This window comes from Endozoicomonas sp. Mp262, assembly GCF_025643335.1.
Lineage (GTDB): Bacteria > Pseudomonadota > Gammaproteobacteria > Pseudomonadales > Endozoicomonadaceae > Endonucleibacter.
Genome location: NZ_CP092489.1, coordinates 2,785,405 through 2,806,471 on the forward strand (window position 1 = coordinate 2,785,405; position 21,067 = coordinate 2,806,471).

At 45.3% G+C, this 21,067-nt stretch carries 20 protein-coding genes; 15 read left to right on the top strand and 5 right to left on the bottom strand.

Annotated features, from left to right (window positions below; translation table 11 throughout):
* Positions 1–102 precede the first annotated feature (102 nt).
* The 9 genes from MJ595_RS12315 to MJ595_RS12355 all read left to right on the top strand — a co-directional run bounded on the left by MJ595_RS12315 (position 103) and on the right by MJ595_RS12355 (position 10,710).
* Positions 103–2,544 carry a molybdopterin-dependent oxidoreductase gene (locus tag MJ595_RS12315; protein ID WP_263078190.1) on the top strand — a complete coding sequence of 814 codons (2,442 nt, stop codon included), beginning with the start codon at positions 103–105 and terminating at the stop codon, positions 2,542–2,544.
* A 23-nt stretch (positions 2,545–2,567) separates the two neighbouring features.
* Positions 2,568–5,018: a molybdopterin-dependent oxidoreductase gene (locus MJ595_RS12320; RefSeq protein ID WP_263078191.1), complete on the top strand. Its 2,451-nt coding sequence runs from the start codon at positions 2,568–2,570 to the stop codon at positions 5,016–5,018.
* A gap of 13 nt (positions 5,019–5,031) precedes the next feature.
* Complete coding sequence (dmsB, locus tag MJ595_RS12325; protein ID WP_263078192.1) at positions 5,032–5,652, top strand: dimethylsulfoxide reductase subunit B; 621 nt, start codon at positions 5,032–5,034, stop codon at positions 5,650–5,652.
* A gap of 3 nt (positions 5,653–5,655) precedes the next feature.
* Positions 5,656–6,504, top strand: a complete 849-nt coding sequence (locus MJ595_RS12330; protein ID WP_263078193.1) for a dimethyl sulfoxide reductase anchor subunit — start codon at positions 5,656–5,658, stop codon at positions 6,502–6,504.
* A gap of 120 nt (positions 6,505–6,624) precedes the next feature.
* Entirely contained in the window at positions 6,625–7,296 is a 672-nt protein-coding gene (locus MJ595_RS12335; RefSeq protein WP_263078195.1) for a molecular chaperone TorD family protein, read from the top strand.
* A 4-nt stretch (positions 7,297–7,300) separates the two neighbouring features.
* The gene (locus MJ595_RS12340; RefSeq protein WP_263078196.1) at positions 7,301–7,837 is read left to right on the top strand and encodes a 4Fe-4S binding protein; all 537 of its coding nucleotides are present in this window, start codon (positions 7,301–7,303) and stop codon (positions 7,835–7,837) included.
* 14 nt (positions 7,838–7,851) lie between these two features.
* The gene (manA, locus tag MJ595_RS12345; protein WP_263078198.1) at positions 7,852–9,048 is read left to right on the top strand and encodes a mannose-6-phosphate isomerase, class I; all 1,197 of its coding nucleotides are present in this window, start codon (positions 7,852–7,854) and stop codon (positions 9,046–9,048) included.
* Positions 9,049–9,159: 111 nt separating this feature from the next.
* Positions 9,160–9,546 carry a type IV pilin protein gene (locus MJ595_RS12350; RefSeq protein WP_263078200.1) on the top strand — a complete coding sequence of 129 codons (387 nt, stop codon included), beginning with the start codon at positions 9,160–9,162 and terminating at the stop codon, positions 9,544–9,546.
* Between the two features lie 321 nt (positions 9,547–9,867).
* Positions 9,868–10,710 carry a protein kinase gene (locus tag MJ595_RS12355; RefSeq protein ID WP_263078202.1) on the top strand — a complete coding sequence of 281 codons (843 nt, stop codon included), beginning with the start codon at positions 9,868–9,870 and terminating at the stop codon, positions 10,708–10,710.
* Positions 10,711–10,747: 37 nt separating this feature from the next.
* Here MJ595_RS12355 and MJ595_RS12360 read toward each other — a convergent pair whose 3' ends face one another.
* The 4 genes from MJ595_RS12360 to MJ595_RS12375 all read right to left on the bottom strand — a co-directional run bounded on the left by MJ595_RS12360 (position 10,748) and on the right by MJ595_RS12375 (position 14,175).
* Positions 10,748–11,533: a hypothetical protein gene (locus tag MJ595_RS12360; RefSeq protein ID WP_263078203.1), complete on the bottom strand. Its 786-nt coding sequence runs from the start codon at positions 11,531–11,533 to the stop codon at positions 10,748–10,750.
* Between the two features lie 178 nt (positions 11,534–11,711).
* A complete protein-coding gene (locus MJ595_RS12365; RefSeq protein ID WP_263322433.1) occupies positions 11,712–13,112 on the bottom strand; it encodes an IS1380 family transposase in 1,401 nt (466 codons plus the stop codon).
* Positions 13,113–13,189: 77 nt separating this feature from the next.
* Positions 13,190–13,360 (bottom strand): hypothetical protein, encoded by a 171-nt coding sequence (locus MJ595_RS12370; protein WP_263078204.1) that lies wholly within the window; start codon positions 13,358–13,360, stop codon positions 13,190–13,192.
* A gap of 26 nt (positions 13,361–13,386) precedes the next feature.
* Positions 13,387–14,175: a GH25 family lysozyme gene (locus tag MJ595_RS12375; RefSeq protein ID WP_263078205.1), complete on the bottom strand. Its 789-nt coding sequence runs from the start codon at positions 14,173–14,175 to the stop codon at positions 13,387–13,389.
* A gap of 155 nt (positions 14,176–14,330) precedes the next feature.
* Between MJ595_RS12375 and MJ595_RS12380 the strand changes: the two genes are divergently transcribed.
* Both MJ595_RS12380 and MJ595_RS12385 read left to right on the top strand, forming a co-directional pair.
* Positions 14,331–15,623: a serine transporter gene (locus MJ595_RS12380; protein WP_263078206.1), complete on the top strand. Its 1,293-nt coding sequence runs from the start codon at positions 14,331–14,333 to the stop codon at positions 15,621–15,623.
* Between the two features lie 94 nt (positions 15,624–15,717).
* Positions 15,718–16,482 carry a hypothetical protein gene (locus tag MJ595_RS12385; protein ID WP_263078207.1) on the top strand — a complete coding sequence of 255 codons (765 nt, stop codon included), beginning with the start codon at positions 15,718–15,720 and terminating at the stop codon, positions 16,480–16,482.
* A gap of 89 nt (positions 16,483–16,571) precedes the next feature.
* Here the strand turns inward: MJ595_RS12385 and MJ595_RS12390 are convergent, their stop codons facing one another.
* Positions 16,572–17,129 carry a hypoxanthine-guanine phosphoribosyltransferase gene (locus tag MJ595_RS12390; protein WP_263078208.1) on the bottom strand — a complete coding sequence of 186 codons (558 nt, stop codon included), beginning with the start codon at positions 17,127–17,129 and terminating at the stop codon, positions 16,572–16,574.
* Between the two features lie 324 nt (positions 17,130–17,453).
* Here MJ595_RS12390 and upp point away from each other — a divergent pair, with 324 nt between their 5' ends.
* The 4 genes from upp to MJ595_RS12410 all read left to right on the top strand — a co-directional run bounded on the left by upp (position 17,454) and on the right by MJ595_RS12410 (position 21,049).
* Positions 17,454–18,080: a uracil phosphoribosyltransferase gene (gene upp, locus MJ595_RS12395; protein WP_263078210.1), complete on the top strand. Its 627-nt coding sequence runs from the start codon at positions 17,454–17,456 to the stop codon at positions 18,078–18,080.
* A 76-nt stretch (positions 18,081–18,156) separates the two neighbouring features.
* Positions 18,157–19,449, top strand: coding sequence for a uracil-xanthine permease family protein (locus MJ595_RS12400; RefSeq protein WP_263078211.1), 1,293 nt, complete (start codon positions 18,157–18,159; stop codon positions 19,447–19,449).
* A 195-nt stretch (positions 19,450–19,644) separates the two neighbouring features.
* A complete protein-coding gene (locus MJ595_RS12405) occupies positions 19,645–19,824 on the top strand; it encodes a hypothetical protein (RefSeq protein ID WP_263078212.1) in 180 nt (59 codons plus the stop codon).
* A 10-nt stretch (positions 19,825–19,834) separates the two neighbouring features.
* Positions 19,835–21,049 (top strand): DNA adenine methylase, encoded by a 1,215-nt coding sequence (locus MJ595_RS12410; RefSeq protein ID WP_263078215.1) that lies wholly within the window; start codon positions 19,835–19,837, stop codon positions 21,047–21,049.
* The last annotated feature ends 18 nt before the right edge of the window (positions 21,050–21,067 follow it).

Sequence of the window (21,067 nt, forward strand, 5' to 3'; positions counted from 1 at the left end):
CTCTTACTCACCTCACCTGCCTTATCGGGTCTTTTTGATCAATAGTGCCCCTATTGACTTAACCGGGGGGTAGTCATCGTTTTAAATACACTGGAATAGCCTATGAAGAATTTGCTCAATCGGGCACTTCTGTCTCCATTGAAACGGAGAAACTTTATGAAGTGGGGGGCTGCCGCAGGCAGTGCCGCCGTTGTTGCCAGTAGTGCCCTTCCTCTTAAGGCTATGGCCTCTTCAGTGAATAAGGTCAAGGCTGGAAATGATACCGGTGACAGCAAAACTTCCTGGTCTGCCTGTATGGTTAACTGCGGCAGTCGTTGCCCTGTTCAGGTGCATACTGAAGACGGTGTGATTACCCATGTGGAGTCTGATAACCGTGGCCCTGATATTTACGGTGACCACCAGATCAGGGCCTGCCTGCGTGGTAGATCAATCCGACGTCGTGTTTATAACCCTGACCGTCTTCGTTACCCAATGAAACGGGTCGGTAAGCGTGGGGAAGGACGGTTTGAGCGTATCAGCTGGGATGAGGCGCTGGACACGATTGCTAAACAGCTTAAACACACTATTGATACTTATGGTAATGAAGCAATTTATTATCAGTATGGTAGTGGCACCCAGGGCTATAAAACTGATGGCCCCTATGCGTCAAAACGACTGTTGAATATGCTGGGTGGTTACCTTGGCTACTATGGAACGTATAGCTGGGGACAAATAACCTGTGCGATGCCGTATACCTATGGTACTGGTAAGCCAGCGGCCTTTGGAAGCTATACCAGTGAAATAAGCAATGCCAAGCTATTGGTGATGTTTGGCTATAATCCAGCAGAAACAAGGATGAGTGGTGGCGGTGAAATCTACGAGCATATTAATGCAGTTAAAGGAAGTAATGTTCGCACCATTATTATTGATCCACGCTATACGGATACCAATCTGGGGAAAGAGGATGAGTGGATTCCTATCCGACCTGGAACGGATGCTGCCCTTGTAGAAGCAATTGCCTGGGTGCTGATCAATGAAAAGCTGGTGGATGAGCCGTTTCTTGAGCAGTTCTGTGTTGGTTATGATGAAAAAACCTTACCGGAACAGGCACCGAAAAATGGTCACTATAAGGCCCATATTCTTGGACAGGGTTCTGATGGTATTGAAAAAACACCACAGTGGGCTGCCAGGATTACAGGTATTCCCTCCAATAAAATTATTCAGCTTGCCCGCGAGATAGGCACAGCCAAGCCAGCTTATATTATTCAGGGAACAGGTATACAACGTCAGGCTAATGGCGAGCAGGCCTGTCGAGCTATCGCCATGCTGCCGATTTTAACCGGAAATATTGGCCTGCCAGGTACCAATACCGCTGAAATGCCAGCTAACTATGGCTACCCTGTCAAGACGCTACCCATTGGCTCAAATTCTGTTAAGGCGTCTATTCCTTTCTTTAAATGGACAGATGCTATCCATCGTCATCATGAGATGACTTCAAAAACGGATGGGGTAAAGGGTGTTGATCGCCTGAAGTCTCCTATCAAGTTTATCTGGAATTACGCAAGTAATGTAACTGTCAATCAGCATTCACAGATAAATCGAACTAAAGAAATCCTGGGTGATGACAGCCAGTGTGAGTTTATTTTGGTGATGGATAACCATATGACTCCAACAGCCCGGTTTGCTGATATTTTATTGCCGGATATCACCACCATTGAGAATCATGAAATTGCCAGCAATGGTTATGCCTCTGGTAGCCTTGGTGCCGTGATTCCACTGGAACCAGCCATTGAGAGACTGTATGAGTGTCGTAGTGCCTATGAGGTCTGTACTGGACTGGCCAGGCGTTTGGGTATTGAAGAACAATATACTGAAGGCCGCACTCATGAACAGTGGGTTTCTTATTTATATGGTTTGCTTCGTGAAGAAGATAAAGAACTGCCATCTCTTGAACAGTTAAGAAAAGATGGACCTTTTAAACGCCCAGCGCCTAAAAAAGGCCGGATTGCCCTGGAAGACTTCAGAAAGAATCCTGAAGCCAGCCCTTTGGGAACACCTTCAGGGAAAATTGAAATTTATTCTGATCAGCTGGCCACTATTGCCCAGGAGTGGATACTGCCTGAAGGGGATGTTATCACGCCCATTCCACAATATGTGACCACTTGGGAAAGTCATCTCGATCCGTTAACGAAAAAGTATCCGCTGCAGCTAATCAGTTATCACACTAAAGGGCGTGTCCACTCAACTTATCACAATGTTGCAGTACTGCGTGAGGCTGTTACTGATGCGGTATGGGTAAATCCACTGGATGCCCAAACCCGGGGTATCAAGGATGGTGATTTGTTGAAGGTCTGGAATGATCGGGGCGAAACGCGTGTTGCTGCCAAGGTGACACCCAGAATCATGCCTGGTGTTGTGGCGCTTGCTGAAGGCGCTTGGTACACCCCGGGGCGTGATGGTGTTGATCGTGGAGGTTGTGTCAATGTGCTTACAACCCAGCGGAATACACCGCTATCCAAGGGTAATCCCATGTACACCAACCTTGTTGAACTGGCTCCAGCCTGAGATAGGAATATTGCGGAGATAGCATGAGAGATAGGTTCGATAAGGTATTACTGTCACTTCTAAAAAGGCGGCAGTTTATGAAGTGGGGAGCCACAGCGGGAAGTGCCGCGGTTGTTGCCAGTGGCGGTTTGCCTTTGAAATCAATAGCCGGGCAGCGTGCCATTGATCCATTGATTGATGCATCGGCGGCGTCTGAACCTGAAAAGGTGGTATGGTCCTCCTGTACTGTAAACTGCGGTTCACGCTGTGCGCTACGCCACCATGTTAAAGATGATGTCATTGTCTATACCGAAACCGATAACACAGGATTCGATGAGTATGGCGATCATCAGGTTCGAGCCTGCTTACGGGGACGGTCATTCCGTCGTCGTGTATATAACCCGGACAGACTCCGTTATCCGATGAAACGGGTAGGTAAACGGGGAGAAGGGCGTTTTGAGCGTATCAGCTGGGATGAAGCCCTGGATACTATTGCCAGTAACCTTAAACGTATTAAAAAAGCGTATGGCAATGAAGCTATTTATTTGAATTATGCCACCGGAACCCTGGGAGGGACTGTTTCAAAGTCCTGGCCACCGGGTGCCAGCCCCATTGCCCGGCTGATGAACTGCTGGGGTGGCTACCTGAATCATTACGGCACCTACAGTACTGCACAAATCGCTGTGGGTATGCCCTATGTTTATGGTGCTAACAAAAACAACTGTATCTCTGACCTGGCTAACACCAAACTCGTTGTGAATTTTGGCAATAACCCGGCAGAGACCCGCATGAGTGGCGGTGGTGTCATCTATCAACTGGCTGAAGCCAGAAAACGCAGTAATGCGAGGATGATTACCTTTGATCCACGTATGACTGACACGACACTGTCAGACAATAATGAGTGGATTCCCTTGCGGCCTGGCACAGATGCAGCGCTGGTTGCGGGTATGGCCTGGGTGATGATTCAGGAAGATCTGGTGGATCAGGCATTTCTGGACCGTTATACCGTAGGTTATGATGAAAGCTCATTGCCTGAAAGTGCACCGAAAGGCTCTTCGTGGAAGTCCTATATTCTTGGGCAGGGGCCTGATGGTATTGAAAAAACACCGGGCTGGGCGGCAAAAATAACAGCGGTTCCGGCGAAAACCATTATTCGTCTGGCCCGTGAAATAGCCATGGCCAAGCCTTGCAATATTATGCAGGGGTGGGGGCTGCAGAGAACTGCCAATGGTGAGCAGGCTTGTCGTGCCATTGCCATGCTGGCAGTAATGACCGGAAATGTAGGTGTTGCGGGTGGGGGTACAGGTGCCCGTGAAGGCAGTTACTCAATGCCTTTTGCGGCTTTTCCTACGTTGACGAATCCGGTTAAAACAGCGATTCCCATGTTTCTGTGGACGGATGTCATCTACCGTCATCATGAAATGACCGACAAAACGGATGGGATTCGTGGCGCTGAACGGCTGAAGCAACCCATTAAGTTTATTTGGAACTATGCCGGTAACTGCATTATTAACCAGCACTCGGATACTAACCGTACCCATGAAATCCTTCAGGATGACAGCAAGTGCGAAATGATTGTGGTGATTGATAACCACATGACTGCCAGTGCCCGTTATGCGGATATTTTGCTGCCGGATATTACCGCAGCGGAACAACCGGATTTTGCACCCAACGGCAGTTGCGGGAATATGGGGTATGCCATTTTCTGTGATACTGCCGTAAAGCCCCTTTATGAGTGTCGTTCAATATATGATACCTGTGCGGCATTAGCCAAAAGGCTAGGGGTAGAACAACAGTTTACAGAGGGCCGTGATCAGGAAAGCTGGTTACGTGCCATTTATGCGCAAGCCTGCAAAAACAACCCTGCATTACCTGACTTCGACACATTCAGAAAGCAGGGGATTGTCAAACAAAAAAATCCTGGCAAGCCCGGCATCGCTTTTGAAGGATTCCGCAAAGACCCTGAAGCGAATCCATTGGCAACGCCATCCGGAAAAATCGAAATTTATTCCGAAAGGCTGGCTGAAATAGCGGATACCTGGACGTTAGGCGAGACTGATATTATACGACCCTTGCCGGAATACGTTCCTTCCTGGGAGGGACATGAAGCACCAGAGGTAAAAACTTATCCTCTGCAGATGTTCGGATTTCACTTTAAGGCCAGGGCACATTCCACTTATGGCAATGTGGATGTTTTAAAAGATGCCTGCCGCCAGGAAATCTGGGTTAATCCTGTGGATGCGAAAAAGCGAAACATCAGTAATGGCGACATGCTGAAAGTCTGGAATGGCCGTGGTGAAATTCGTATTCCTGCAAAAATCACTGAGCGTATCATGCCGGGTGTCGTCGCCATGGGCCAGGGTAGCTGGTACGCACCCGATAAAAATGGCATAGACCGTGGCGCCTGCATGAATACGCTGACCACCCAGCGCCCGTCACCGCTGGCAAAAGCCAATCCTCAACACAGCAACCTGGTAGAAGTGGCCAAGGCCTGACAGAGCATAAATCATGACCCAACTTGGATTTTACGTAGATACCTCGAAGTGCACTGGCTGTAAAACCTGTCAGCTGTCCTGTAAAGATGAAAATGACCTGAATGTCGGTGTTAACTGGCGCCGGGTTTATGAATACGGTGGTGGTAGCTGGATAAAGAATGATGATGGCACCTTCCATCAGGATGTCTTTGCCTACTACGCCTCCATTAGCTGTAATCACTGTGCCAAGCCTGCCTGTACCAAGGCATGTCCTACGGGTGCCATGCACAAGCGGGATAAGGATGGCCTGGTGGTGGTGGACACCGATGTCTGTGTGGGCTGCCGTTATTGTGAAATGGCCTGCCCTTATGGTGCCCCTCAGTTTAATGCTGAGAAAAAACATATGACCAAGTGCGATGGTTGTTATGACCGCGTTGAAGAAGGTAAGAAGCCCATCTGCATTGAGTCCTGTCCGCTTCGGGCGCTGGATTTTGGCCCCATCGATGAACTGCGGGCAAAATACGGAACCAAGGCAGACATTGCTCCTCTGCCTGATCCCGCTATGACCCAGCCATCCCTGGTTATCAAGGCCAGCCGTCACGCCCGCCCATCGGGTGATACCACCGGGCGTATCATGAATACAAAGGAGGTGTAACCCATGCATGAGTTACCATTGGTTTTATTTACCGTGATAGCCCAGGGGACAGTGGGACTGTTTCTGGTGCTTGGCCTTCTGTTAATGCTTAACCGGGATGAGCAGCGAGGTCAGTTGCTGAGTAAGCTGATGATTGTTGTTCTGGGCCTATTAGCTGTTGCCGGTGCTGCGGCAATGACCCACCTGGGGCAGCCATTGCGGGCTATGAATGTTATTTTTGGTCTTGAGCACTTCTCTGCGCTGAGTGTAGAGATTATGACAACCAGCTTATTTGGTGGTGCTGTATTTGTCTATGTGGCTATGTCATTGATGGGTATCTTGCCAAAACTACAAAAGCTGGTTCTGGCTGCCGCCATGGTCATCGGGGTGCTGTTGTTGCTGGCTATCGCCAATGTATACACCCTTGCCACAGTGCCTACCTGGAATAGTGGCTGGACTGTGTTCCAGTTTGTACTGCCTGCGGCTATTGTAGGTCTTCCTGCTGCCGCCATGTTGCTGAGAAGTCAGTCTGAAAAACTGGGCAAGTTCCAGAAAAACAGTGACCGGGCACTGGCAACTACGGCAATGATCGCCCTAGGCGTGGCTGTTATTGGTTTTTCCCTGTACCTGTTTTGGCTGGGGCAGCTCCATCTGCCAATCAACCCATTCTCCCTGATGGACTATCATGGTCAGCTATTGTTGATCCGTATGGTTCTGTTGTTCCTGGGACTGAGTTGCTGGATTGTCTCTGCCATGCGTGGCAATAACGCCCATACCGGCATATCTGCATTTAGTCTGGTTCTGGTAGTTGGTAGTGAGATCTGTGGCCGTATTTTCTTCTACGATCTTCACCTCTTTGCCAGTGGGATGTAACACGCCTATGGTATGATGTTTTTTTAAACATTTTCGTATAAATACCGCTTTTATCACCGTCGATAAAAGCGGTATTTTTTTAAGTTATACCAATGGCTCTTTACTAATAAGGCTACTTTGATGTCGCACAAAAAACTGGAAACGCTGGTGGGGCTGGAAATTGCCTGTCGCTTTCTTTATACCGCCCTTCACCAGCCGCCTTCTGAAGTATCCGTGACTGAGTTTATAGAGGAAGACCTTTTCAATCACTGGCCGGTTGACGGGGATGAGCCTTTAGTCAAGAGCGGACTTGTCCTAATAAAGGACTATCTTGGTAGTCATGAATATGATAAGCCACGGCGACTTCTGGAGGATTTTAATGCGCTGTTTATTGGGCCAGAAGCATTGAAAGCAGCACCCTGGGCATCTGTTTACCTCACCGAGGAACAGTTGGTAATGACGGAACCCACATTGGCTGTCCGGTCGTTTTATCGAGAGTTTGGCGTGGAGATAAACACTGGAGAACACGAGCCTGATGACCATCTAGGGCTTCAATTGGCCTTTATTTCCCATCTTCTGAATCAGGCTGTTAATGCCATTGAACAACAGCAGCCAGTAGAGCCATGGCTACAAGCCATTCAATTATTTTTGACACACCATGTTTTAACCTGGTCCGGACGGTTCCTGGAAATTATGGCAAGTGAAGCGGCTACCGGCTTTTATCAGGGGGTGGCTAAATTGACTGAAGGAACATTGAAACAGCTGGCACAGACTTCAGGTGCCCAATACCAGATTGTCCGGTTATATCGGTAATTATATGGTTGAAACAACAGAAGAGCCGCTTGTTTCACCGGATCGTCGTGCTTTTTTTCAGCGGTTAACCGGTGGCCGTGAATCAGTTATACCGGTAAGTCAGCATCCAAGGCCTCCCTGGGCACTGGAAAATAAACAGTTTCTTGCCTTATGTAATAACTGTGACGCCTGTGTTGATCAGTGCCCCAGGAGGGTATTGAGAAAGTCAGAAGAACAGGATGAGGTTCTCAATGGCCGCCCTGTTCTGGATCTAAGTTATGGCAGTTGTGACTTTTGTGGGCAGTGTGTTAATGCTTGTGAAACCGGGGCATTGAATATAGAGGCAGGCTACCGGAAGCAGGTGATACCAAAGCTGGCTGGCACCTGTCAGGTTGAAATGGGGATGTACTGCGATCTTTGTGAAGATGCCTGTCCTGCTAGCGCCATTAAAGTCACTGGCAATAAATGGCCTGTATTGAAAGAAGATCAATGTACAGGCTGTGGCGAGTGTGCACTAAGTTGTTTCAGTCATGTTTTAGTGATGACCAAATTGAACTCCTGAACCTTGGATTGTTAATGAATCTCAATCGTCCATTAAAATTAAAGAATCGTATTCAACCTTATGCCTGGGGAAGTCGTGATGCGTTGAGGCAGTTATTTGGAATAGCAAACCCGGATAACCGGCCTCAGGCTGAAATCTGGATGGGGGCACATCCTAAATCACCTTCCATGGCGGAACTGAAGGAGCGGGGTGATCAGCCTTTAAATAACTTAATTGCTGAACACGGAGACCAGTTACTGGGAGAGGGGGTTAGCCGTAAATTTGGCAAACAACTGCCTTATCTGTTTAAGGTGTTATCTGCGGCTGAACCGCTGTCCATACAGGCTCACCCTACCAAAGAGCAGGCTGAGAAAGGATTTCAGAGAGAAAATCAGGCGGGTATTCCGGTTGATGCTGGCCACCGTAATTATCGGGATGATAATCATAAACCGGAGTTGATTTATGCCTTGACGCCTTTTCGGGCTATGAATGGCTTTCGTCCTTTAAACGACATTATTACATTATTTCGCCAGCTTGATAGTTCTGTACTGACAGAACTGCTTGATGCTTTTGAAAGCAATTTATCAGAAGCCGGTTTAAAGGGGTTTTATGGCCACTTGATGCAACTGGACGATCTACTGCGAAAGCAGGCGGTTACTGAAGCGCTTGCCGTTGCCATGAAGTCTGAAGAGCCGGCATTGCAGGAGCTGGTGAAGCTGAATGATAAATATCCACTGGACATTGGTGTGTTTTCACCGCTACTGCTTAATTTGGTTGAGCTGGAACCGGGTGAGGCTATGTTTCTCGATGCCGGAACCTTGCATGCCTACCTTGAAGGAACAGGTCTGGAAGTCATGGCAAGCTCTGATAACGTCCTTCGCGGCGGACTTACGCCAAAGCATGTGGATGTTGCTGAGCTGCTGGGCACCATTCGGTTTATTCCAAAATTATCGAATCAGATCAAGGTTGATCCTGAGGTTAAAGGAAATAGTGTAAATTATCCGGTTCCGGTGGATGACTTTGCGTTCGAGATTGAAACCGTTGATAGTCTTACTGATTGTCGTAGTCCTGAAACAGTGGAACTACTTTTCTGTCAGGAAGGAAATGTTGAAATTGTTAGTGATGATGAAGAAATTAAACTTAACGCGGCTGATTCCTGTTTGTTACCCGCTGGCGTTCACTATAAGCTGGTAGGTAAAGGCAAGATAGTCAGGGTAAGCTGTAAGGTTTAGTACCCTGTCGGAGCTGGAGTAACGCAAGGAGCTGTTCTCGTGTAGGGCAGTCTTGTTGTATTGCATGATTTGTTGCGTAATAAGAATAATAAAAAGCTTGAGGAGCCCGAAATGAAAAGGACGCTTGTTTTGGGGTTTTCATTTATAGAAGTAATAATTACCCTTGTGATTATTGCCATACTGTCAGCAATAGCCTATCCCTCGTACCAGCAATATGTATTGGAAACCCGGCGCTCTGATGCTTATGTTGCACTGACTGTTGCAGCAGCAGAGCAAGAACGCCTGTACACCTTAAATCATAGCTATGTTAATGATATTGACCAGCTTGGGGACGGTCAGTCACCGGAAGGGTTTTATGACATAAGCGTTGTGGCAGAGGATGGGGGGTATACCTTGACGGCTGAGCCTGTATCAGGAGGGGTTCAGGCTCAGGACACAGACTGCCTGAGCATCACCCTTGATCATCTTGGAAATAAACTCCCCCCTGAGTGCTGGTAATGGTACTTTAGTACAAAATTTATCATCATTGAGGCCACTGACACTTCCAGAGTGTGATAAGGAATGTCACTGTCGCCTGCATTGCTTTAAGATAAGCGAGGAGGTTAGCTATGGGCGAAAATCGAGCCTGCAAAAGTCCTGATTGTTAAGCTGCACTTTTACAAATACAGTTGTGCTTGTGAATAAAACTAAGAAGGTAAGTGATTAAGGTTTATTTGTATATTTATAAACCACATGCGACGAAAGTCTAATCCTGTAAAAGAAACTAATACATATCAATACCTGTCAAAAATAGAAATATAAAAAAACAGAGGGTATATTATGGATGCTTTAAATACGTTTAATTCTATTTTTAAAATAAACTCTATTTCTGAAGACTCTATTGTTACTAAATTTGGTAGCTGGCCTGCTCAGATTTATGATAAGTTTGAAAAAAAAATAACAAAAGGAAAGTCTGGGATAGGACATTCCAAACAAGTTAAAAGAAAAGTGAGATTAATAGAAAAAGATAATCTAAGAGTTCAAGCTTATATGAGAGACCGATTTTTTTCTGAAAAACCAGTGGAAAAGGCAATAAAGGTGGAAGGCGTAGATGGCAATAAATATATGCTGAAACTAGATCCTGTTAACGGGAGGGCAGAAAAAAGAGCACTAAGTAAACTAGGTAATGAAACAATAGTAAAGGCGGTGGAGTTAGAAACAGAGTTTCCAGATAATTTTGTTGAAGGTAGTGTTGTTTGTACAGAGTTTTTTGATGGAACTGTACTTGATAAAGTGGATTTTAATAAAAAAACAGAAGAGGAGGTTAGAGGGATTTTAATTCAACTTCTTGGTGCTGTAGATTATGTTCATAAACAAGGGTTAACTCATGGTGATTTACATGGTGAAAATGTTTTAGTAAATGATAGAGGTGAAGTGAAGTTGATAGATTTTGGAATGTCAAGAAATAAAGATAAAGGAAGTTATGATAATCGAAGTTTAGGTATATACCTTATGTTAAGAAGTATGGGGATTGATAAGAAAAATCCGCTAAAGCAGAATCTACATGATTTGGGAGTTTTCCTGAGAGATGGAAAAATAACATTTGCTCAGTTAAAAGCGCATTTGATGAAATCTGGAATATCTGCCTATAACTTGCGGGCTTGGATGAAGACATTCTTGTGATATGTAAGTAAGGAATAGAGCATTGCTCTATTCCTTGTTAACTTTGCCAGTGCCTATGGCGCTTAATCAGTGAAATACATAGCCAGAACATTAATGCACCAAATAGCAGCGGTAATAGAAAGACTTCCAGAGCTGCAATGGCAATATAGCGGGTTATATTGGTTGCCAGATAGCTGGATTTCTGGGAAACCTTAACCTTGGCGCTTTTAAACTGGCTGAGGGCACTACTGGCTTCGCTTTTGATGGAGCTGGCATCGGCATCCTGAAGAATATGTTCATGGGTGTCGACAATGGCCTGGTAGCTTTTGTTATAGAATACTTGAGTGACAGCCTTGCTGGAATGGCTAACAAGAAAAACCGAGGCAGGAATCACAACCATTAACAGCAGGGTAACAGCCAATGTGGCTTCACTGCACCGAATGAGCGACATTTGCCAACGGGTTTTATGGGACAGCCATGAGTCGGCTGCAATAAGGCATAGAAGTGCCGCTTCTGATAGCAGTAAAAGCCAGGGAGTCATCCATTTTATCAGGTGCATAAGGCTGTCTATTGCATGAAGTGCCACCATGTTATACAGCGCATAGCTGCGTCCCTCACTCACCAGGTCGGTCACTTGAGACAGAACATTGCCCAGGCGAATGTTGGCATCAATAATAAAGCTGATACCAAACTGGCTGCTCTGGAGTACCATCAGTCCGGCATGTAGTTCTGACAGGGTTAGGAGCATGGATTCTGCCCGGTCTGAAGCGGAGCTTATAAATTCATGGTTTTCCTGATAGATATTGCCTAGCCCGGATATTTCATAAAGCAGCAGGCTGTCCATTCAATTTTGACTTTTCTGTGGGGGCTGCTGTTTTATCACTCTGTGACTAAAGGTCTTCAGGCTCCGACTACACCAATCTGAACATTTAACGATCAATTCTGCTTTTTTAGGCCGAATGAATACTCCAAACGTCTCTCATCTGGTTATTATTTAGGCGGGCTAAGCGTTGTGGAGGCTGCTACCCAGGCCGAGGCAACGGCATTTGATAAAATATCTCTGTTACATGCTGCAAAAGCTTCTTGAATGGGCAGCTGCTGGGTAGGTGCAGTTTGATCCGATCCTTGTACTCAACCACCTTAACCGCTACTTTGCAGAGTTTTGTGATTACCGTTGATGGCTGGGCTTTCTCCAGTTCCGTTCCTTTCAAAGCCTTGGTTCTCAGCTCGTAATGCAGAACGTAAGCCGCACAGGCATAAAACAGTCTCAAGTGATTGGCCAGAAAGGTCTGGTCTGACAGTCTGTCACCGGACAGATCACTTTTCAGGTGCTTAATGAAATTCTCATCCTGCCCTCTTGGGCAGTACAGATCCTCATAAATCACCTCTGGGGAAGCCTCTTTGATTGAGGTGACAATAAAGCGGGGATTGTCGCCTTTCTCGTTAACCTCTGCCTTATAGATTATCCGGGTATCGAGCCCTTTCCAGCTTTTAGCCTGATACTCGGCCTCACCGTACAGCCTGAGTCGTTCTGGCTCAGGCATATCGTTCAACTTGGCTAAGGCTGTTTTAACCTTGAAAGCTCGACGAGCCTCATCTAGCAACTCTTTGGCTTTAGGGCGTAAGGCCGTCTTGTGACCGGCACCTTTACCCAGCACATAATCAGCATGAGTATTAGCCTGAACAACATGCATTAACTCAGGTTGAGCAAAGTGGCTATCCCCGCGCACCAGCAAATGGGTTTTTGGCCACCGTTTACGGATAAGCTTGATGACACGCTTGATAATAGCGGCATTTTCCCTGCCTGTTGGCGTTTTGCCTGGACGGAGGATGGCAGTAATCAGCTTGCCACTGAGACCTTCAAAAATCAGCAAAGGCAGATAACAGTAGTCCTGATATTTGGCATTAAACAAATTCATTTGCTGCGATCCGTGGGTAATGGCCGGTGTGTGATCAAGATCGATCACGATAGCCATAGGTGGCAAGTCATAACTGGCGATAAAATGATGCACAAATGCTTCAGCCATTTGATAGATATCTTTGCGCCGCATGGACTTCCCGAGCCGTGTGTAGGTGGGAGATGAAGCCAGGTGGTTATCATCATCCAAAGGGTTTCGTCCGGTAGCCAGCTTTAACATGGGGTCTTTACGGAGGCGGTTGCTGTCGTTGGCATCCTCATAACCGCAAGCCATTTGCAAAATTCGCTGAACCAGGAGGTTTTGCAGAGAGTGGTCAATGTAGGATGGGTGACGCTTGTCATCAATGGCCTGGGTCAGTCTGGAAATAAGTCCGCTATGCAATATGGTTTCCCGTAACAGCAGAGCCCCAAAATCTGAAGATAACTCTCCACCATTGAAGTCCGCACGGATAGTTTTACCATTTGAAGGATGAAAGCGAAGCTGCTCTTGTGTAGATTGGGTCATGGCAAGTTCCGGTTTGCTTTTTCCGAAGCATTTTTTTGTCAATCCAATCGTACCAACAGATTGGACGGAACTTGCCTTTATTTATGAAATATCCGGGCTAGCAGTTTGTCATTTATTTTTCCGAGATCACCATCGGTAGCCATCCAGAATGTTGTGATGGCTGCTATCAGCAACAGCGTTAGAAAGCTGTATTTGATGATATGATCTGGCCAGTGAAAGGTGTGTGTGTGAGTTTGTTGCTTGGCCATCGTTTAATACGCCTTTTTTATTTTTATCAGGAACACTTGAGCTGGTTTAGTGTAGCTAAATCACCATAAAAACGGTTTTCGTCCACAGGGTTGGAGACTCCCTGTACCTGTCCCTGCTCGGTGTATTGCCAAAACTCCCATGGAATGCCCGTTAGCGCTTTTTCATTGGTTGTGTAGTCACTAATCCAAAGAGGATAGTTCTCGAAATTATTGTTCAAGTGCCGGTTCCAGAAGTGTTTATTGGTATAGAGGACGGGGCGACACCCTGTGTTTTTTTCTACATGGGTAAGCCACTGTTTAATGGCTGTCCTTAACTCATGGCTACTGCCTGAAGGTTCAACCTCTACGTCCAGTACGGGAGGGAGGATTAAATTATGGTTTGCCGTTGCGGATATAAAGTGCTCTGCCTGCTTTATCGGGTCAAGGTCAGGAGAGAAAAAGTGGTAAGCCCCATAGAGTATGTCGGTACTAATAATACCCCGGATGTTTTCCTGGTATTTAGGGTCGATATAATGGGTGCCTTCTGTTGCCTTGATAAAGGCAAAGTGGTACTGGCTGGCCACATCGAGCCACTGAATCTCTCCTTGATAGTGAGATACATCAATACCCTTTAATGCACTGGTTTGAGGGGTGATATTGCTACTTGTCGGGGCTGTTCCCTGACTTTGGTGCAGTGGTTGTGATGCCGGTTCCGTCGATTTATCCTGTTCTGATGTTTTAATGAACGCTTTATAAATAAAACCGCTTATAACCAGGACGAGAAGTCCATCGAGGGTATAGAGCAGTTTATGGTTTCTTTTTATAAAATCCAGCATGATAACAGTAGCCTTTATTTATTCTTATTGGCTTAGGGGTCATTGTTATCAGAAAAATGATGGTCTGGCTAGCGGTCTATAATGCAGTCTTGGCAAACTGATATTTTAGTATTAACTATAATTATTGGTTTTTTGATACCAATAGTGGGGATGCTATGCCTGAAAACCCTGTTAATAAAACAAACTCTTCCAGGGAAGCGGGTTCGCTGGGTGGTTGGAACTCAAGGGATACGGGATGGATGCTCAACCTTTTCGGTACTGCTATTGGTGCTGGAGTGCTTTATTTACCCATCAGTGCCGGGGTTGGAGGTATATGGCCCCTGGTTATTTTGAGTGTTATGACCGGGCCTATGGTGTGGCTTGCCCATCGCAATCTGGTGCGATTCTGTCTGTCTTCACAGGAGCCTGAAGCTAATATAACGGTGACTGTCAGGGAGCACTTCGGGGAGGAAGCAGGGCGTTTTTTAACCTGGGCCTACTGCCTTTCGGTATATCCTATTTTATTACTCTATGGCATTGGTCTCACCAATGTTGTGATCAGCTATTTTGAAAACCAGCTCCACTGGCCCCTGCCATCCAGGCTATGGCTTAGTTTGTTGTTGGTGTCGGGGCTTGTGGTCATAATGCATACCGGTGAGAAATGGATGCTGAGGGCGGTAAAATTTATGGTCTACCCTCTTGTTTTGACCCTGCTTTTAGTGTCTGCCTATTTGATTCCCCAGTGGAATACCTCTGTATTCTCTCAGGCATTTTCTTTTCGGGATATGTTGGTGACGTTATTTTTTACGACCCCTCTATTGATCTTTTCGTTTAATCACTCACCGGCCTGTTCTGCTTTCGCTACAGCCTATCGAATGACAATGGGAAGCCGGGAGGCTTGTTCCCGAAAGACAGAAGATATTTTAAAAAAGAATACCTTGCTGCTGATGGCAGTAATTCTCTTTTTTGTTTTTTCCTGTGTGTTGAGCCTTACTCCTTCTGAGCTGATCCAGGCCAAGGCGGATAACTTGCCGGTTTTATCGATTCTGGCCTTGAGAACCGGTAATAGTGTTTTTTCTTTTATTGCGCCAGTGATTGCATTTCTGGCTATTGTCAGTTCTTTCTTTGGAGTCTATCTGGGAGCATTGGAGGGACTTCAGGGAATGGTTACCCAACAATGGCTGAGACGCTGTCCCCAGCGCCCCCTTAATTATGTCAAAGTGCGCAGGATGGTAGTGCTGTTTATTGTGTTGACTTGTTGGGGGGCAGGATATGCAGACTGGAGTGTGATAGGCATGATTGAGGCGATTGTTGTTCCGGTTTTAGCATTGATTCTCTATGTGATGCCTGTTTATGCTTACTATAACGTCAAAAGACTGGCTAAATTTCAGAATAAAGTATTGGATGTGTTTATAGTTATCGTAGGAATTGTCGCTATTTTTGGATTTCTTTTAAATAAGATGGTTTGATATTTCTAATTAATATATAAGGATTGAGTAAGCGTTTTTTTTTAAATAATACTTAAAAGTATATGGATTGTTTATTGCGGGGGTTAGAGGGGGTATGGATATAAATGGCGCAGGTGGAGGTCAAGGTGTCGGTCCACTTAATAATGCTCAGACAGGCGGAGTAAAAAGATCGGGGTCTTTTAATGGTTCTGATGTTACTCCGGCAAAAAAAGCAAAAACACATATTCGGGATGGGGTAAATAAAGGGAGTAAGCCAGTTCAAAAGGAAGTCACCTCAAGAAAAGTGAATAAGCTAAACACTGTGCTTAATAAAGTGGGCTTGACCGTATCGCAGTCAACCAAAAGTTGGATGGGGGATAAGGAACAGCTGGCAATAAGCAAGCAGTCCATGATTAGAGGTGATAAATCCCTGAGAGAGCGAACAAATAATAAAAGGCATGATGCTAAGGCTGAAGTCGTTGCTCAGTTTAGAGAAGCTATTAATAATAAAATTCAAGAATCTGGTATGGAAAAAGAGTTTGCACAAATGACAAGCTTTGAAAAAAAGGGAGCCATTTCAGAGAAAAGGAAAAGTATGAGGGATAAGTTAAAAACATTAAAAAGAGAAAGGAGTGATAAATTACAGGAAAGAAATAATAAAAGACGGTTTGCTAATTTTATGAAAGTTATTACTTTAGGTTTTGGTGGAAAAGAAGCTGCTCGAGAAGCTCAAAAAGTATCTCAAGACTATAAAGAAATGAAGAATGAAATTGTTAATAAAGAAAACCAGATAGAACGATTGAAATCGTTAAAAAGTGAAGTGGAATATCTTCAAGAACAAATGGATAAAGCGATTAAGCAACTTAAAAAGGCCTGGTGAATGATTGGAATAGAAAAGACTTCTAGAAGTAGAAGCCTTTTATTTGCTATCTGGTTGACAGACCAATAGCATAGTTAGTGCGATGGGTATCAGTGCCCTTTTAAAGCAAAAATGCCATTGGCATTACGCCAGTATCCCTGGTAGTCCAATCCGTAGCCAAAGATATAGCGGTCTTCAATTTCCAACCCACAAAAATCAGCTTTCAGGCCCGGGCGGGCTTTGCGGTCATGTTTTTTGTCAATCAGGACTGCCGTCAGTACTTCTTTAGCACCCTGTTCTTTACAGTAATCCACAATGGCGTCCAGGGTATGGCCTTCATCAAGGATATCATCCACAATCACAACAGTGCGGCCTGTCATATCCTGAGCAGGTCGAACCTTCCAGTCCAGTCTTCCACCGGTTAGCTGATCGCGGTAACGGGTTGCGTGTACATAAGATGCTTCCAGGGGAAACTGCATTTGGGTCAGCAACTTGCCAGTGATTACCAGACCACCGTTCATTACGCAATAGACCAGAGGGTTGCTATCGCGAAGACATTCCGTGATGTCCCGCCCCATCTTCTCAATCGCTTCATCGATCTGCTGCTCATTGTAGAGGCAGTCGGCTTCTTCCCTTACTTGCCGGATATGGTTGAGATCAACAGACATTACGTGAAAACCCCGCAGGATGATGGTATACCGGATTGACCGGCTTTAGAAAAAAAGGATCAAAAATACCGTGCTTGACTTGTTATCGCAAGTGGCAGCTTTACTTTTGTAATCGTTGGAAAAACCTATGGGAATCTCGTTTATTATTATGTGAAAATAAGAGGGTTTACGCCCTTAAAAGCAATAATTGCTTGCAGGAAAAATAACTGCAGTAATAGATATTGCAGGGGATCTGCAATTATACGCCTCTTGTTTTATGAATGCAGCAAAAAAATGCTGGTGCTGATTCAGGGGGTTTTTCCAGAGAGATAATCGAGGTCTGGCATGAGTGTACAGGAAATCAAGCATCCGCTGGTGCAGCATAAGCTGGGAATCATGCGTGGACGGGATATAAGCACTAAAGGCTTTCGCACCCTGGCCAATGAAGTCGGTACGTTGCTGACTTATGAGGCTACCCAGGATATCGAACTGGAAGAGGCAGTGATTGAAGGCTGGGCTGGGGATGTGACTGTTGAACAGATCAAGGGCAAGAAAATGACCATTGTCCCCATCCTCCGGGCGGGTTTGGGGATGCTGGATGGTGTTCTGGAGTTATTACCCAGTGCCAGGGTCAGTGTTGTCGGTCTGTATCGGGATGAGGAAACTCTGGAGCCCGTTCCTTATTTTGAAAAGCTGGTAGGCAATATTGATGAACGTATTGCCTTAATCCTTGATCCTATGCTGGCTACTGGTGGCTCTATGCTGGCAACCATTGAAATGTTGAAGAAGGCGGGTTGCACTGAAATTCGCTGTCTGGTTTTAGTGGCTGCTCCAGAAGGGATCAAAAAGGTTCTGGATGCCCATCCGGATGTAAAGATATTTACGGCCTCTATTGATAAAGGACTAAATGAACAAGGGTATATTGTACCGGGTCTCGGTGATGCCGGTGACAGGATATTCGGCACTCGCTAATTTAAAAAGGCCTTCTGGCCTTTTTTTTTTAACTTGAAAAAATGTCTTTAACAGGTCGATTGCATTCAGGGTGAAAATGGGTAAAACAAGTAAACAGGAATCTTTAGATTCGGGTGGATTGGTAGGTTCTGTTATACGACAGGCATTATTGGGAGGCCAAATGCTGTTTGTGGCATTTGGAGCGCTGGTGTTGGTGCCTCTCCTTACCGGGCTTGATGCTAACGTAGCGTTTTTTACTGCCGGTGTGGGTACACTGGTGTTTCAGCTTATTACACGACGTCAGGTTCCGGTTTTTCTGGCATCCTCTTTCGCGTTTATTGCCCCCATTTCTTTTAGTATACAGACTTGGGGTTTGGCGGCGACATCAGGGGGGCTAGTGGCCGCAGGCCTGCTTTATGTTGCTCTGAGTCTTTTGGTTAGGCTTCGTGGTAGTGGCATTTTATACCGACTATTTCCCCCAGTGGTTGTTGGGCCGGTTATTATGGTTATTGGACTGGGCCTGGCACCTGTTGCCATACAGATGGCTACATCAGCGGTTGAGGGAGCAGGTGGTTTTTCTGGTATCAGTGAAGGGCAGGCGATTTTGCTGGCAAGCATATCCCTGTTGACTACCCTGCTGGTTGCTACCATGGCAGGGGGGATTTTCAAGTTAATTCCTATCATATGTGGCATTACCGCAGGTTACTTAACTGCCGCTCTGATGGGATGTGTTAATTACCAGCCTATTCTGGACAGTGCCTGGTTTTCGGTACCTGCTTTTACAACACCTGAATGGAATATTAATGCAGTACTGTACATGATACCGGTTGCCCTGGCTCCAGCGGTTGAACATATAGGCGACATGTTGGCAATAAGCTCGGTAACGGGAAAGAAATACCTTGAGAAGCCAGGGCTAAAAAATACATTATTGGGCGATGGCTTGGCCACATCGGTTGCTGGTTTTTTGGGTGGGCCACCGAATACCACATATTCTGAAGTCACTGGAGCCGTTATGCTCACTAAAGCATTTAATCCGGTGATTATGACCTGGGCGGCCGTTATAGCCATTATTGTGGCCTTTATTGGTAAGATAGGTGGCTTCCTGGCCACAATTCCTACCCCGATAATGGGGGGGATTATGATCTTGCTGTTTGGTTCTATTGCTGTAGTGGGTTTAAATACCTTGATAAAGGCTCAGGTTGATCTGGGTAAGCCAAGAAACCTGGTGATTGTTTCAATTGTCCTGGTCTTCGGGATTGGCGACCTGGCTTTAGAACTGGGTGGTTTTACCTTAAAAGGAGTAAGTTTGTGTGCCATCACGGCCGTACTGCTCAATTTGTTATTGCCACACACGGATCGGGGTGATCGCTTTCAGTCAACGGAAGTTTGAGTGATAGCAAGGCTGACTCGACTTTAAATTTACCAAAGAACTATGATTCAATTTTTATCAGCAATCATCTCCAAGTTAAAAGTGAGAGGGCTGCTATGCTCACTTTAGATCATCGAGGATTCCTTCGTAAGATTGCCTGACTGATTTTATTGTTGCAATATATGTTATGTAACATAACATTATATGGGCTAGAGTATGGCAGTAGGAAATAGTGGTAGGTTGGTTATAGAGTTAGACCCTGAATTAAAGCTGCAAATACGAAGGGCTTTAAAGAAAAAAGGTTTAACTATGAAGGAATGGCTATTGGAACAAGTACATAAAGACTTGTTGCCACTTGAAAAGCCTAAAAATGATAAGAAACATGCAGCATTTTAAAGGTATACACATGTTAAGTGAAGCTCCGCAATCAAGCCTTTTAACGGCATATGAATATCCGCATTACATAAAGTATATGGGGTCAAAATCCAAAATTATGGATTTTGTTATTAATGGCATAAATGAAGTATATGCAGGCGGTACAATTCTTGACTTGTTTGCAGGAAGTGCAAGTCTTGCTGGTGCGTTGCGTAACCAAGTGCCAGTGCATTCAAATGATATACAAGAATACAGTGCTGTATTAGCACAAGCTTATTTGACTGCGTACAAGGGTAAAAATGCGCCTACAGCGGATGATCTTGTACAAAAAGCTGAATGCATTGCAAAAAAGCACCTGTATTTAATTACTGATAGGTTACAGTATAAAGATATTGAGAGCTTGCAGCATTTTAATGATGTAGAAAAAAACAATAGGAAACTAATCGAATTAGATTTTAACCATACTTACCATTTATTCACTAAGAATTACGCTGGTACATGGTGGACTGCTTTGCAGTGTATTTGGATTGACGCCTTTAGAGAAGTTGCTGATGAGTATAAGGGGAAGCCGATTTACCCTGTAATACTGACGAGTCTGATGTATGCAATGGCCTATACAAGCCAGGGAACGGGACATTATGCACAGTACCGTGATGCAAAGAACATAAAATCCATGAAGGATATTATGATTTATAGGCGCAGGGATTTAATGCACTATTTTGTAAGGAAATACAATAATGCACTGATTGATATACCTGCAACCAAAGCCCAGCAGAAGCACATAACAACTTCACTTGATTTTGTGGATTGTCTTAAAAGCTTTGCTGGTGGCACAGTATATGCCGATCCACCTTACTGTTTTGTGCATTACAGCCGGTTTTACCATGCGATAGAGACGCTTGTTAAGTATGACTACCCAGAGCTACAGATAAAAGGTGGAAAGCTGGTAAAAGGCAGATACAGAGAAGGCAGGCATCAGTCGCCTTTTTGCATCAGAACCAAAGTAAGTAAAGCTTTTAGGGATATGTTTGAGGGTGTAAAAAGTACAGGCAGCAACTTGGTGCTGAGCTACAGTAAAAACGGCATGATAAGCATGGATACTTTAGAGGCACTTGCTGTTGATGTGTTTGGTAAGGACTACACCTTGGATATGGTAGCAACAGATTACAAGCATATGACATTGGGCAGGCAGGGCGATAGGCATAGAGATGTCGAGGAGTGTCTTGTACTGGCAAAACATAGGTAAACCCGCCTAAAAGGGGTG